The sequence below is a fragment of the Pseudomonas sp. HS6-2 genome (assembly GCF_049325675.2).
GTDB classification, from domain to species: Bacteria; Pseudomonadota; Gammaproteobacteria; order Pseudomonadales; family Pseudomonadaceae; genus Aquipseudomonas; species Aquipseudomonas putida_N.
On the sequence record NZ_CM143906.1, the window covers coordinates 79,847 to 92,406 of the forward strand.

The window sequence follows — 12,560 nt, forward strand, 5'->3', positions numbered from 1 at the left end:
TTACCCGCGCGAGGCGGCGATCTTGATCAGCTTGGCATAGTAGAACCCGTCGTGGCCGCCATCCTGGGCCAGCAGCTGGCGGCCGTGGGGCTGGCGCAGGCCGGCTTCGGTGGCCAGGTCCAGCTCACGGGCGCCTGGGGTGCGGGCGAGGAAGGCATCGATCACTTCGGTGTTCTCGGTCGGCAGGCTGGAGCAGGTGGCGTACAGCAGCATGCCTCCCACTTCCAGGGTCGGCCACAGGGCATCGAGCAGCTCGCCTTGCAGCGCGGCCAGGGCCGGAATGTCCTCGGCCTGGCGGGTCAGCTTGATGTCCGGGTGGCGACGGATCACACCAGTGGCCGAGCATGGCGCATCGAGCAGGATGCGCTGGAACGGCTTGCCGTCCCACCAGCTGGCGGTGTCACGGGCATCGCAGGCGATCAGCTCGGCATCGAGCTGCAGGCGGTCGAGGTTCTCGCGAACCCGGGTCAGGCGCTTGGCTTCAAGGTCGATGGCCGTCATGTGGGCCAGGTCCGGTTCGGCTTCGAGCAGGTGGCAGGTCTTGCCGCCGGGGGCGCAGCAGGCGTCCAGCACGCGCTGGCCGGGGGCCAGTTCGAGCAGGTCGGCGGACAGCTGCGCGGCTTCGTCCTGCACGCTGACCCAGCCTTCGGCGAAGCCTGGCAGGCCGCGCACGTCGCAGGCTTCGGCCAGCACGATGCCGTCACGGCTGTACTGGCAGGCGCTGGCGCCTACGCCGGCTTCAGCCAGCAACGCCAGGTAGGCGTCACGGCTGTGATGGCGGCGGTTGACCCGCAGGATCATCGGCGGGTGGGCGTTGTTGGCGGCGCAGATGGCCTCCCACTGCTCGGGCCAGAAGGCTTTCAGCGACTTCTGCAGCCAGCGCGGGTGGGCGGTGCGCACCACCGGGTCATGCTCCATGCCGGCGAGCAGTTCCTCGCCTTCGCGCTGGGCGCGTCGTAGCACGGCATTGAGCAGACCCTTGGCCCACGGCTTCTTCAGCTTGTCTGCGCAGCCGACAGTCTCACCGATGGCGGCGTGGGCCGGAATACGGGTGTAGAACAGCTGGTACAGGCCCACCAGCAGCAGTGCCTGCACATCGGCATCGGCAGCTTTGAACGGCTTCTGCAGCAGTTGCGCGGCCAGCAGATCAAGGCGTGGCTGCCAGCGGGCGGTACCGAACGCCAGATCCTGGGTCAGGCCCCGGTCGCGTTCTTCGACCTTGTCCAGCTGTGCTGGCAGCGAGCTGTTCAGCGAGGCCTTGCCGCTGAGCACAGCGGCAAGGGCACGGGCGGCGGCGAGGCGCGGGTTCATTGGCCCAGCACCTTGCCGGCAGCGAACTTCTCACGGCGGCTGTTGAACAGGTCGCTGAAGTTCAGCGCCTTGCCACCAGGCAACTGCAGGCGGGTCAGGCTCAGGGCCTGGTCACCGCAGGCGACGACGAGGCCGTCCTTGCTGGCAGAGAGGATCTCGCCTGGGGCACCTTTGCCTGTGGACAAGTTGGCAGCCAGCACCTTCACGCTTTCCCCGTCCAGGGTGCTGTGGCACACCGGCCAAGGGTTGAAGGCACGGATCAGGCGTTCCAGCTCGACGGCCGGGCGGCTCCAGTCGATGCGGGCTTCATCCTTGTTCAGCTTGTGTGCATAAGTAGCCAGGGCATCGTCCTGGACCTCACCCTGCAGCGAACCGTCTGCCAGGCCGGCGATGGCCTGGACCACAGCCGGCGGGCCCATTTCGGCGAGGCGGTCGTGCAGGCTGCCGCCAGTATCGTCGTCGCTGATCGGGGTAACCACCTTGAGCAGCATCGGCCCGGTATCCAGGCCGGCTTCCATGCGCATAACCGTCACGCCGCTCTCGGCATCGCCGGCTTCCACGGCGCGCTGGATCGGCGCCGCACCGCGCCAGCGTGGCAGCAAGGAGGCGTGGCTGTTGATGCAACCCAGGCGTGGGATGTCGAGGACCACTTGCGGCAGGATCAGGCCGTAGGCGACCACCACCATCAGGTCTGGCTTGAGCGCGGCCAGTTCGGCCTGTGCTTCGGCATTGCGCAGGGTTGGCGGCTGGAACACAGGGATGTCATGGGCCACGGCCAACTGCTTGACCGGGCTCGGCATGAGCTTCTGGCCACGGCCGGCAGGGCGGTCTGGCTGGGTGTAGACGGCCACGATCTCGTACGGGCTGTCGAGCAGGGCTTTGAGGTGTTCGGCGGCAAACTCTGGAGTGCCTGCAAAGACGATGCGCATGGAGTTCTCGCTTCCAAAAAGAAAAAGGCTTGCCGGAGCAAGCCTTCTGGGAGGTGGGGATCAGGCTTGCTGGCGGTGCTGCTTTTCCAGCTTCTTCTTGATCCGGTCGCGCTTGAGCTGCGACAGGTAGTCGACGAAAAGCTTGCCGTTGAGGTGGTCGAACTCGTGCTGCACGCACACTGCCAGCAGGCCTTCGCATTCCAGCTCGTACGGTTTGCCGTCGCGGTCCTGGGCCTTGACCCGCACACGCAGCGGGCGGTCGACGTTCTCGTAGAAGCCCGGGACCGACAGGCAGCCTTCCTGGTACTGGCCCATGTCGTGGGTCAGCTCTTCGACCGTCGGGTTGATGAAGACGCGCGGCTCGCTGCGGTCTTCGCTGAGGTCCATGACCACGACCTGCTGGTGCACATTGACCTGGGTGGCAGCCAGGCCGATGCCGGGGGCTTCGTACATGGTTTCAAACATGTCGTCGATCAGCTGACGCAGGGCGTCGTCGAACACCGTTACCGGTTTGGCAATGGTGCGCAGGCGCGGGTCCGGGAATTCGAGAATGTTCAAGATGGCCATAAGGTCAGGCAGTCACTGTGCGGTCGGTTGAAAACTGAGCACACATAATAAAGGGAAACGGGGATTTCAGCACCTGTGAAAGCTCGTCTAGGGTCTTTATAGGCCTGATAGTCGCCAAACGATGGACAGCTTTTCAAAGTGTTACCCACAAACTTATCCACAGGTTGTGCCACGTAGATGGCCCTGCTTTGATCAAGGATGATCCCCATGCCGAGTTACCATTCGTCGCCTTGTGCGCCTGCCGAACTGGAGGCGCGATTACGCTTGCATCGCCTGCCCGAGACGGGATTGCGACGCTTTCGCACTTTGCTGGAGGCCTTTGGCAGTGCTTCTTCGGCGCTCAGCGCACCCGGCCCCGCCTGGCGCGCGCTGGGTATTCCACAAGCCACCATCGATGCGCGGCGCAGTGCCGAAGTACGTGATGGTGCACTTGCTGCAATGGCCTGGCTAGAGCGCCCGGGCCAGCATTTACTGATGTGGGACGGCCCTGACTACCCTGCACTGCTTGGAGAAATCGACGATGCTCCACCGCTGCTTTTCGTGGCTGGCAATACAACACTGCTCGACCGGCCTCAGCTGGCCATTGTGGGCAGCAGGCGTGCCACACCCCCGGCACTCGACACGGCCAGGGCATTTTCCCGCTACCTGGCGCAGGCCGGTTTTACCATCACCAGCGGGCTTGCCCTGGGCATCGATGGTGCCGCTCATCGGGCGGCGCTAGAGGTGGGCGGGAGCACCATTGGTGTACTGGGAACAGGCTTGCAAAAACTTTATCCACAACGCCACCGCGACCTTGCGCGGATGATGATCGACATGGGCGGGGCACTGGTATCCGAGTACCCGCTCGATGCCGGGCCGTTGCCGGGCAACTTCCCGCGGCGCAACCGCATCATCAGTGGCCTGTCGCTCGGCGTGCTGGTGGTCGAAGCCAGCCTTGCCAGCGGCTCGCTGATCACTGCCCGCCTGGCGGCTGAGCAAGGCCGCGAGGTGTACGCGATTCCAGGTTCCATCCACCATCCGGCGGCCAAGGGCTGCCACCAGCTGATCCGCGATGGCGCACTGCTGGTGGAAAGCGTGGAGCAGATTGTGGAAAGCCTGCGTGGCTGGCAGAACCTGCCGCCAGCGGTTGTGGATAAGCCGGCCCATCCGCTGCTTGCCCTGCTGCATGCCGCGCCACAGACTAGCGAGAACCTGGCCCATTTCAGTGGCCGGCCGCTGGCCGAGGTGCTGGCGCAGCTGACGGAACTGGAGCTTGAAGGCCGGGTCAGCAATGTCGCCGGGCGTTGGTTTGCCCGCGCCGGCTAAGTACACTGCGCGCAAGCAAGGTTAAAAGGCGGAGAGACGCAAATGGTGAGCAGTTTTCGTGTGCAACAAGCCGCACGTGAGATCCGGGCGGGCGCAGTGATCGCCTACCCGACGGAAGCGGTCTGGGGCCTGGGCTGCGACCCATGGAACGAGGACGCGGTGTATCGCCTGCTGGCGCTGAAGTCGCGGCCTGTGGATAAAGGGCTGATTCTGATCGCCGACAACATCCGCCAGTTCGACTTCCTGTTCGAGGACTTCCCTGAGGACTGGATTGACCGCATGGGCAGCACCTGGCCGGGGCCGAACACCTGGCTGGTACCGCACCAGGACCTGTTGCCCGAGTGGGTGACCGGGCAGCATGACACTGTGGCGCTGCGGGTCAGTGATCACCCGGTGGTGCGCGAGCTGTGTGCCTTGGTCGGGCCGTTGATTTCCACCTCCTGCAACCCGGGCGGGCGCCCGGCGGCCAAGACCCGCTTGCGGGTGGAGCAGTATTTCCATGGCCAGCTGGACCTGGTGCTTGGGGGAGCGCTGGGCGGACGGAAGAATCCGAGTGTGATTCGGAATCTGGCTACTGGTGAGGTCGTGCGGCCGGGCTGATACCGCTGGCGGTTGTACCTCAAGCGGCTCTGTAAGCTGAAAAAGAAAGTGTAAGGGCTGACAGGTGCCTGCCTTTGAATTTTCAGCGCCTGTGAGATCGAGCGCCGCCCACGCGGCGCATCGCGAGCTGTTGCTCGCTCCTACGTTTGTTTCGTGCCAGTCAATTCTATGCGCTTTGCGCGCGAACGCCTTTGGTGCCTGGCTCGATATTGCGTCGTACCAACAAGGCGGTCGCGCACGACTGGCACAGGCGTAACTGGCCAGAAACAAACGTAGGAGCGAGCGACAGCTCGCGATGCGCCGCGTGGGCGGCGCTCGGTCTGATAGGCGAAGACGCTCCATCGGCGAGTGTCTACAGGCTCAAGTGCAGTGTTCGGCTCAAGGTAGCAGAACGGTAGAGCCGACAGTCCTGCGCGCCGACAACTCCTCTTGCGCCTTCGCCGCCTCACTCAACGGATACCGCTGCTGGATATCCACAACCAGCTTCCCACTGGCAATCATCGCAAACAGGTCATCAGCCATGGCCTGGGTGTTCTCGGCATTGTTGGCATAGGTCGCCAAGGTCGGCCGGGTCACATACAGCGAGCCCTTCTGCGACAGGATCCCCAGGTTCACCCCGCTCACCGCCCCCGAGGCATTGCCAAAGCTCACCATCAACCCGCGCGGCTGCAGGCAGTCCAGCGAGGTCAGCCAGGTGTCGGCACCGACGCCGTCATACACCACCGGGCACTTCTTGCCATCGGTCAGCTCCAGCACCCGCTTGGCCACGTCCTCGCGGCTGTAGTCGATGGTCGCCCACGCCCCCAGCGCCTTGGCCCGCTCGGCCTTTTCGGCGGAGCTGACGGTGCCGATCAGCTTGGCGCCCAGGGCCTTGGCCCACTGGCAGGCCAGCGAACCGACGCCACCCGCTGCGGCGTGGAACAGGATCACGTCGCCCGGCTTCACCTCATAGGTCTGCTTCAACAGGTACTGCACGGTCAGCCCCTTGAGCATCACCGCTGCCGCCTGCTCGAAGCTGATGTTGTCCGGCAGCTTGACCAGGTTGGCCTCCGGCAGCGTATGCACTTCGCTGTAGGCGCCCAGCGGGCCGCCGGCATGGGCCACACGGTCACCGACCTTCAACCGGGTCACGCCCTCGCCCACTGCCTCGACCACGCCTGCCGCCTCGGTACCCAGGCCAGAGGGCAAGGATGGCGGCGCGTACAGCCCGCTGCGGAAGTACGTGTCGATGAAGTTCAGGCCGATCGCATGGTTGCGCACACGCACCTGCTGCGGCCCGGGTGGGGCGGGTTCGAATTCCACAAGCTGCAGCACTTCCGGGCCGCCGTGCTGGCTGAACTGGATACGCTTGGCCATCTCGCACTCCTGTTGTCGGGATCGGGAAAAGGCCTTCTATCGGACGCCTTTGCTTGATCGCCGTCAACTGCGGCGCGCGCGCCGGCGGTGGTATGCTACGCGGCGAATTCTTCCCTGCCCGTTCCTGGTGACCCGATGACTAGCCGCACCGAGGCCGTGAAAGCCTACCTGCTCGACCTGCAAGACCGCATCTGCTCTGCCCTCGAAGCCGAAGACGGCGGCGCCCGCTTCGTCGAGGACGCCTGGGTGCGCGAAGCCGGTGGCGGGGGCCGCACGCGGGTGATCGGGGATGGCAAGCTGATCGAGAAAGGCGGGGTCAACTTCTCCCACGTGTTCGGCGCCGGCCTGCCACCATCGGCCAGCGCCCACCGCCCCGAGCTGGCAGGCCGTGGCTTCGAAGCCCTGGGCGTGTCGCTGGTGATCCACCCGCACAACCCGCATGTGCCGACGTCCCATGCCAACGTGCGTTTCTTCATTGCCGAAAAGGAAGGTGAAGAAGCGGTGTGGTGGTTCGGCGGCGGCTTCGACCTGACCCCGTACTACGGCAACGAGGAAGACTGCATTCACTGGCACCGCGTCGCCGAGCAGGCCTGCGCACCGTTCGGTGCTGAGGTGTACCCGCGCTACAAGGCTTGGTGCGACCGCTACTTCCACCTCAAGCACCGCGGCGAGCCGCGTGGCATCGGCGGCCTGTTCTTCGATGACCTGAACGAGTGGGACTTCGACACCTGCTTTGCGTTCCTGCGTGCCATCGGTGATGCCTACGTCGAGGCCTACCTGCCGATCGTCCAGCGCCGCAAGAACACCCCCTTCACCCCGCAGCAGCGCGAATTCCAGGAATACCGCCGCGGCCGCTACGTAGAGTTCAACCTGGTCTACGACCGTGGCACCCTGTTCGGCCTGCAGTCTGGTGGCCGCACCGAGTCGATCCTCATGTCGCTGCCGCCACAAGTGCGCTGGGGTTACGATTGGAAGGCCGCGCCCGGCAGCGAGGAGGCACGCCTGACCGAATACTTCCTGCAGGACCGCGACTGGCTCGGCCAGTAAGCCTGTGGATAAACAAGGAATCGCCATGGACCAGTATGTTGTTTTCGGTAACCCCATCGGCCACAGCAAGTCGCCGCTGATCCACCGCCTGTTCGCCGAGCAGACCGGCCAGGACCTGGAATATGCCACCTTGCTGGCGCCGCTGGACGAGTTCAGCGATTGCGCGCGCGGCTTCTTCAAGCAAGGCAGCGGCGGCAACGTCACCGTACCGTTCAAGGAAGAGGCCTACCGTCTGTGCGACAGCCTCACTCCACGTGCCCAGCGCGCGGGAGCGGTGAACACGCTGAGCAAGCTGGCTGACGGCACATTGCAGGGCGACAACACCGACGGTGCCGGCCTGGTGCGCGACCTGACGGTGAACGCCGGAGTCGAACTGGCCGGCAAGCGCATCCTCATCCTCGGGGCCGGTGGCGCCGTGCGCGGCGTGCTGGAGCCGATCCTGGCACACCAGCCGCAGTCGCTGGTGATTGCCAACCGCACCGTGGAGAAGGCCGAGCAGCTGGCGCGGGAGTTCGATGAACTGGGGCCGGTGGTGGCCAGTGGGTTTGCCTGGTTGCAGGAGCCGGTGGACGTGATCATCAACGCCACCTCGGCGAGCCTGGCCGGTGAATTGCCGCCGATTGCCGACAGCCTGGTCGAGGCGGGGCGCACGGTGTGCTACGACATGATGTATGGCAAGGAACCGACGCCGTTCTGCCAGTGGGCTACCCAGCTGGGGGCGGACAAGGTTCTGGATGGGTTGGGGATGTTGGCTGAGCAGGCGGCGGAAGCCTTCTTTATCTGGCGTGGGGTACGACCGGATACGGCGCCGGTGCTTGCTGAACTGCGCCGCCAGTTGGCTCGGGGCTGATATTTGCGAGCCTGCACATTACCCATGTAGGAGCGGGCTTGCCCCGCGAACACCGGCGAAGCCGGTGCCATGTACCGTGTTGCCTTCTTCGCGGGACAAGCCCGCTCCTACAGGGATCTATGCCGGAGCGAGTATTAGAGCTTGGCTTTGACGGCCTCCAAGGCATCGCCATCAGCCTTGGTGGTCACCCCCGCCAACCACCCTTCCAATAGCTCGGGGTGCTGTTTCACCCAAGCCTTGGCCGCCTCATCAAAGCTGATCTTCTTATCCACAACCTCCGCCATGATTGTGTTTTCCATGTCCAGGGTGAAACTCAGATTGCCCAGCAGCTTCGCCGCATTCGGGCAGGCTTGTGGATAACCCTTGCGGGTCAGTGTGAACACCTCGCCCTGGCTGCCGAACCACTTCTCCCCGCCCGTCAGGTAGTGCATCTTCAGCTTCACGTTCATCGGGTGCGGCGTCCAGCCGAGGAAGGTGATGAACTGCTGTTTCTTCACCGCCCTGTCCACCTGCGCCAGCATCGCCTGCTCGCTGGACTCCACCAGCTTCCACTGGCCCAGGTTGAATTCGTTCTTATCAATGATTTCCTTCAGCGACAGGTTCGCTGGCGCACCGGAGCCGATGCCATACAGCTTCTTGTCGAACTGGTCAGCGTGCTTTTGCAGGTCGGCAAAATCCTTCACCCCGGCATTCCATACGTAATCCGGTACCGCCAGGGTGAACTGGGTGCCTTCCAGGTTGCGCGACAGCTGCTGCACATCGCCATTGGCGATGAACTTGTCATGGAAGCCCTGATGCGCCGGCATCCAGTTGCCGAGGAAGGCGTCGACCCGGCCGTCCTTGAGGCCGCCGTATATGATCGGTACCGCCAGGCTGTCGATCTTCACCTGGTAGCCGAGGCTTTCCAGCAGCAGCCGGGCGACGGCGTTGGTCGAGGCGATGTCGCTCCAGCCGGGGTCGGCCATCTTCACGGTGTTGCATTGTGCGTTGCTGTCGGCGGCGTGGGCCGTGGCGGTGGCTAGAGCCAGAGGCAGAGCCAGGGCGAATACGGCGGTGGAGAACTTGTGCATGGCGGCCTCTCTTCTCAATCCATGGGGGCGGGCTGTGGATAACGTGCCTTGCGCTCGAGGTCGTCGAGATCGATATGGTTGCGCATGTACTGTTGGCTGGCCTCCACCAGCGGTTGGTGGTCCCAGCTTTTCAGCTTGCCGATTGCCAGCGCCTCGGCCACCAGGCGGCGGCGGCGTTGGCTGGCCAGGACTTGCTGGCGCAGGCCGGGGATATCCCAGCGGTGCTGTGCTTCCTCGACAAATGCCTGCAGCAGCGCCTGGTGGTCCGGGCTGCCGGTGAGGTTCTCCCGCTCGTGCGGGTCGCGGTTCAGGTCATAGAGTAGGCAAGGGTCGTCTTCGCTGTACACGAATTTGTATGGCCCACGGCGAATCATCATCAGCGGGCCGACGGTACCTTCGGCCATGTATTCGCCGATCACTTCGTCGTGGCCGCCCTGCCCTTGCAGGTGGCCGAGCAGTGAGCGGCCGTCCAGGTGCAGATGGTTATCCACAGCGCCGCCGGCCAGTTCGACCAGGGTCGGCAGCAGGTCGCAGGTCGACACCGAGGCGCTGATGCGGCTTGCGCAGAAGCGTTTGGGCGCGTGTACCAGCAGGGGGACGCGTGCCGACATCTCGAACCAGTGCATCTTGTACCAGAGGCCGCGCTCGCCCAGCATGTCGCCGTGGTCGCCGGAGAACACGATCAGGGTATCGTCGGCCAGGTTGCATTCCTCCAGGGTCTCCAGCAGTTGGCCGATGTTGTCATCGATGTAGCTGCAGGCGCCGAAGTAGGCGCGGCGGGCGTCGCGGATCTTGTCCACAGGCAGCGGCTTGTTCCACAGGTCGTAGACCTTGAGCAGGCGTTGTGAATGAGGGTCGAGCTCTGCCTGGCTGAATTCAGCGCGGGGCATGGGGATATCCACAGCCTCGTAGCGATCCCAGTAGCGTTTGGGGATAGTGTACGGGTCGTGCGGGTGCGTCATGGACACGGTCAGGCAGAACGGCCGGCCATCGTTTTCGCGCACGTGGTCGTAGAGGTACTGGCGCGCCTTGAACACGACCTCCTCGTCGAAGTCCAGCTGGTTGGTGCGCACGCAAGGACCGGCCTGCAGCACCGAGGACATGTTGTGGTACCAGCTCGGGCGCACGTCCGGCTCATCCCAGTTCACCGCCCAACCGTAATCAGCGGGGTAGATGTCGCTGGTCAGGCGCTCTTCATAGCCGTGCAGCTGGTCCGGCCCGCAGAAGTGCATCTTGCCCGACAGCGCGGTGCGGTAGCCCAGGCGGCGCAAGTAGTGTGCATAAGTCGGTACGTCGGCGGGGAAATCGGCTGCGTTGTCGTAGGCGCCGATACGGCTTGGCAGTTGTCCGCTGACCAGGGTGAAGCGTGACGGTGCACACAGTGGGCTGTTGCAGTAGGCCGAATCGAACACCACCGCTTGCTCGGCGAGGCGGCTCAGGTGGGGCATCTGGATAGGCGAAGGGCCATGGATTGGCAGCAAAGGCGCGGCCATCTGGTCGGCCATGATGAACAGGATATTCGGGCGCGTCATGGTGGCTTCCATCGTTGAGGGTTATGCGAACCGCTTGCCTACCAAGATGCGACTGTGAATAACATGGGTAAAGCCCATGGCGGGCAATGTCTGGGATTAGCTGAGCTTATGTTTGATCACCTTGCCGAGTTATCGCTGGATGCTTTGCGCGTATTCGAGTCTGCGGCCCGCTTGCGTGGCTTTACCGCAGCGGCGCTGGAGTTGGGCACTACGCAACCAGCGGTGAGCCAGCAGGTGAAGCGCCTGGAGGCGCAGCTAGGCACCCGCCTGTTCGACCGTATATACCGTGGCATCGAGCTGACCGAGGCGGGCCAGCTGCTGTTCGAGCAGGTGCACCAAGGCCTGCAGGCGATGGATGACGGCATTGCCCAGGCCAGTGGGCGCGGCCAGCGTGAAGTGCTGCAGGTGGCCACCGACTTTGCCTTCGCGGCGTTCTGGCTGATGCCACGGCTGCAGCGCTTTCACGAGACTTATCCACAGGTCGATGTGAGCCTGGTGACCGGTGAGCGCAGCCAGGGGATGCTGCGCCCGGATATCGATGTGGCAGTGCTGTTTGGTGATGGGCGCTTCCATCAGGGCGAGAGCCGTTGGCTGTTCGACGAGGAGGTTTTCCCGGTTTGCAGCCCGCGGCTGATTCATGGCAAACCCTTGTCAGCCGAGGCTTTGCAACGGTTGCCATTGCTCCATTTGCGCGGTGAGCAGGCCAGCCGCTGGTTTGATTGGGCGGGGGTGTTTCGTGGGTTTGGCGTGGCCAGCCCGCCGCCGCCCGGGCAGTTGCGGTTTGATAACTACACCTTGCTGATCCAGGCGGCGATTGCCGGTCAGGGGGTGGCGATCGGCTGGGGGCACCTGGTGGATGGGCTGGTGGAGCAAGGATTGCTGTGCCGGCCGCTGGAAGGGAGTTTGCGCTCGGCGCGGGGGTATTACGTGGTGCTGCCGCCGCGCAAACGGCGCGGGGCCTTGATTGAGCGGTTCGTCGATTGGCTGGAGCAAGAGCGCAGTCTGTGAGATCCCTGGGGCTGCGCAGCAGCCCCGGCAATCTAGAGCACGAAGTTCAAATGCTCGCCCCGGTGCAAGTCCAGCTCCAGCATGTCCACCATCCCCGCCGCTATACGTGCCAAGCCCTCTTCCGAAAGTGCTGCTGGCATGTTGATCAGCGTCCAGCGCAACGAACTGCGCTGTAGCCCATCGACCACCTGATCAACGCATACGCGCTCCGCCTCGCTGTACTTGACGGGCTCATCGAGCACTTCAAAATCGCCCACCAGCAGCAGCCGGCGTATAGTCGTGCGGGCCAGTCCGGCCAGCAGCGCTCCGCTCGCCCGTGCTTGCGTCGCCAGATCACCCGGCGCCAGCAGCGCAATCACCGCCGAGCCCCCTGCCGCGCCCTGCTCCACCTGGTCGGCATCGCCCAGCGCACCTATCTTGAAATGCAGTCCAGGGCGTGGCGTATGACGGTTGAGGTCGTCGACTACCGCAATGACCTCGTGCTGGCGCGCCAGCAGCTCGATCATCAGGGCATTGCCCAGGCTGCTTTCAGCCCCGAACAACACCAGTTTGAACACTGGGGTTTCGGCATTTTTCACCGCATCACTCCCTTTGCAGGTGGGGTGATCGTTGGACCGCAATCAGGAGTTATCGTGCAGAGGATCAAGGGTTACCACGCCCATGTGTACTACGACGCATCCACTATCGAGCAGGCCCGTGAGCTTTGCGAGGAAGCGGCGCGGCTGTTCCCCGTGACCATGGGGCGCATGCACCAGAAACCGGTCGGACCGCACCCGGACTGGAGCTGTCAGCTGGCTTTCGAGCCGGAGTTCGTGGGGGTGGTGTTGCCTTGGTTGGCGCTGTATCGGAAGGGCTTGGTGGTGTTTCTGCATCCTCTGACCGGGGATGAGCTGGCGGATCACCGGGATCATGCAATCTGGATGGGGGCCGTGAGGCCTCTGAATCTGTCGATCTTTGGTGGGTAGACCGTACTAGCCTGTGCTGG

General features: G+C 64.1%; 13 protein-coding genes. 6 read left to right on the top strand and 7 right to left on the bottom strand.

The window, feature by feature from the left end:
* The 3 genes from rsmB to def are packed head-to-tail and all read right to left on the bottom strand — an operon-like array spanning position 1 to position 2,807.
* Entirely contained in the window at positions 1-1,311 is a 1,311-nt protein-coding gene (gene rsmB, locus ACOKS3_RS00350; RefSeq protein WP_422764328.1) for a 16S rRNA (cytosine(967)-C(5))-methyltransferase RsmB, read from the bottom strand.
* The gene (fmt, locus tag ACOKS3_RS00355) at positions 1,308-2,240 is read right to left on the bottom strand and encodes a methionyl-tRNA formyltransferase (protein WP_103448370.1); all 933 of its coding nucleotides are present in this window, start codon (positions 2,238-2,240) and stop codon (positions 1,308-1,310) included. The genes rsmB and fmt overlap by 4 nt, the downstream gene beginning before the upstream one ends.
* A 60-nt stretch (positions 2,241-2,300) precedes the next feature.
* A complete protein-coding gene (def, locus tag ACOKS3_RS00360) occupies positions 2,301-2,807 on the bottom strand; it encodes a peptide deformylase (protein ID WP_003260000.1) in 507 nt (168 codons plus the stop codon).
* A gap of 207 nt (positions 2,808-3,014) precedes the next feature.
* Between def and dprA the strand changes: the two genes are divergently transcribed.
* Both dprA and tsaC read left to right on the top strand, forming a co-directional pair.
* Positions 3,015-4,112, top strand: a complete 1,098-nt coding sequence (dprA, locus tag ACOKS3_RS00365; protein ID WP_422764327.1) for a DNA-processing protein DprA — start codon at positions 3,015-3,017, stop codon at positions 4,110-4,112.
* A 42-nt stretch (positions 4,113-4,154) separates the two neighbouring features.
* Positions 4,155-4,712: an L-threonylcarbamoyladenylate synthase type 1 TsaC gene (gene tsaC / locus ACOKS3_RS00370; RefSeq protein WP_011953122.1), complete on the top strand. Its 558-nt coding sequence runs from the start codon at positions 4,155-4,157 to the stop codon at positions 4,710-4,712.
* Positions 4,713-5,090: 378 nt separating this feature from the next.
* Here the strand turns inward: tsaC and ACOKS3_RS00375 are convergent, their stop codons facing one another.
* Complete coding sequence (locus tag ACOKS3_RS00375) at positions 5,091-6,068, bottom strand: NADPH:quinone reductase (RefSeq protein WP_103448369.1); 978 nt, start codon at positions 6,066-6,068, stop codon at positions 5,091-5,093.
* 135 nt (positions 6,069-6,203) lie between these two features.
* Between ACOKS3_RS00375 and hemF the strand changes: the two genes are divergently transcribed.
* Positions 6,204-7,115 (top strand): oxygen-dependent coproporphyrinogen oxidase, encoded by a 912-nt coding sequence (hemF, locus tag ACOKS3_RS00380; protein WP_422764326.1) that lies wholly within the window; start codon positions 6,204-6,206, stop codon positions 7,113-7,115.
* Positions 7,116-7,140: 25 nt separating this feature from the next.
* Entirely contained in the window at positions 7,141-7,965 is an 825-nt protein-coding gene (gene aroE / locus ACOKS3_RS00385) for a shikimate dehydrogenase (RefSeq protein WP_422764325.1), read from the top strand.
* A 134-nt stretch (positions 7,966-8,099) separates the two neighbouring features.
* Here aroE and choX read toward each other — a convergent pair whose 3' ends face one another.
* Complete coding sequence (gene choX / locus ACOKS3_RS00390; protein WP_422764324.1) at positions 8,100-9,035, bottom strand: choline ABC transporter substrate-binding protein; 936 nt, start codon at positions 9,033-9,035, stop codon at positions 8,100-8,102.
* 14 nt (positions 9,036-9,049) lie between these two features.
* Entirely contained in the window at positions 9,050-10,567 is a 1,518-nt protein-coding gene (gene betC, locus ACOKS3_RS00395; protein ID WP_422764323.1) for a choline-sulfatase, read from the bottom strand.
* A gap of 108 nt (positions 10,568-10,675) precedes the next feature.
* Here betC and ACOKS3_RS00400 point away from each other — a divergent pair, with 108 nt between their 5' ends.
* Entirely contained in the window at positions 10,676-11,575 is a 900-nt protein-coding gene (locus ACOKS3_RS00400) for a choline sulfate utilization transcriptional regulator (RefSeq protein ID WP_103448364.1), read from the top strand.
* A 32-nt stretch (positions 11,576-11,607) separates the two neighbouring features.
* On the opposite strand, the gene ACOKS3_RS00405 is transcribed toward ACOKS3_RS00400, so the two are convergent.
* On the bottom strand, positions 11,608-12,153 hold the full coding sequence (locus ACOKS3_RS00405) for an NAD(P)H-binding protein (protein WP_103448363.1): 546 nt from the start codon (positions 12,151-12,153) through the stop codon (positions 11,608-11,610).
* 54 nt (positions 12,154-12,207) lie between these two features.
* On the opposite strand from ACOKS3_RS00405, the gene ACOKS3_RS00410 reads away from it, so the two are divergent.
* On the top strand, positions 12,208-12,540 hold the full coding sequence (locus ACOKS3_RS00410; protein WP_103448362.1) for a DOPA 4,5-dioxygenase family protein: 333 nt from the start codon (positions 12,208-12,210) through the stop codon (positions 12,538-12,540).
* Positions 12,541-12,560: the final 20 nt, after the last annotated feature.

Coding starts and splice junctions, on each gene's coding strand:
- betC (WP_422764323.1), bottom strand. CDS start 10,567: ATGACGCGCCCGAATATCCTGTTCATCATGGCCGACCAGATGGCCGCG.
- tsaC (WP_011953122.1), top strand. CDS start 4,155: ATGGTGAGCAGTTTTCGTGTGCAACAAGCCGCACGTGAGATCCGGGCG.
- fmt (WP_103448370.1), bottom strand. CDS start 2,240: ATGCGCATCGTCTTTGCAGGCACTCCAGAGTTTGCCGCCGAACACCTC.
- rsmB (WP_422764328.1), bottom strand. CDS start 1,311: ATGAACCCGCGCCTCGCCGCCGCCCGTGCCCTTGCCGCTGTGCTCAGC.
- aroE (WP_422764325.1), top strand. CDS start 7,141: ATGGACCAGTATGTTGTTTTCGGTAACCCCATCGGCCACAGCAAGTCG.
- def (WP_003260000.1), bottom strand. CDS start 2,807: ATGGCCATCTTGAACATTCTCGAATTCCCGGACCCGCGCCTGCGCACC.
- hemF (WP_422764326.1), top strand. CDS start 6,204: ATGACTAGCCGCACCGAGGCCGTGAAAGCCTACCTGCTCGACCTGCAA.
- ACOKS3_RS00375 (WP_103448369.1), bottom strand. CDS start 6,068: ATGGCCAAGCGTATCCAGTTCAGCCAGCACGGCGGCCCGGAAGTGCTG.
- dprA (WP_422764327.1), top strand. CDS start 3,015: ATGCCGAGTTACCATTCGTCGCCTTGTGCGCCTGCCGAACTGGAGGCG.
- choX (WP_422764324.1), bottom strand. CDS start 9,035: ATGCACAAGTTCTCCACCGCCGTATTCGCCCTGGCTCTGCCTCTGGCT.
- ACOKS3_RS00400 (WP_103448364.1), top strand. CDS start 10,676: ATGTTTGATCACCTTGCCGAGTTATCGCTGGATGCTTTGCGCGTATTC.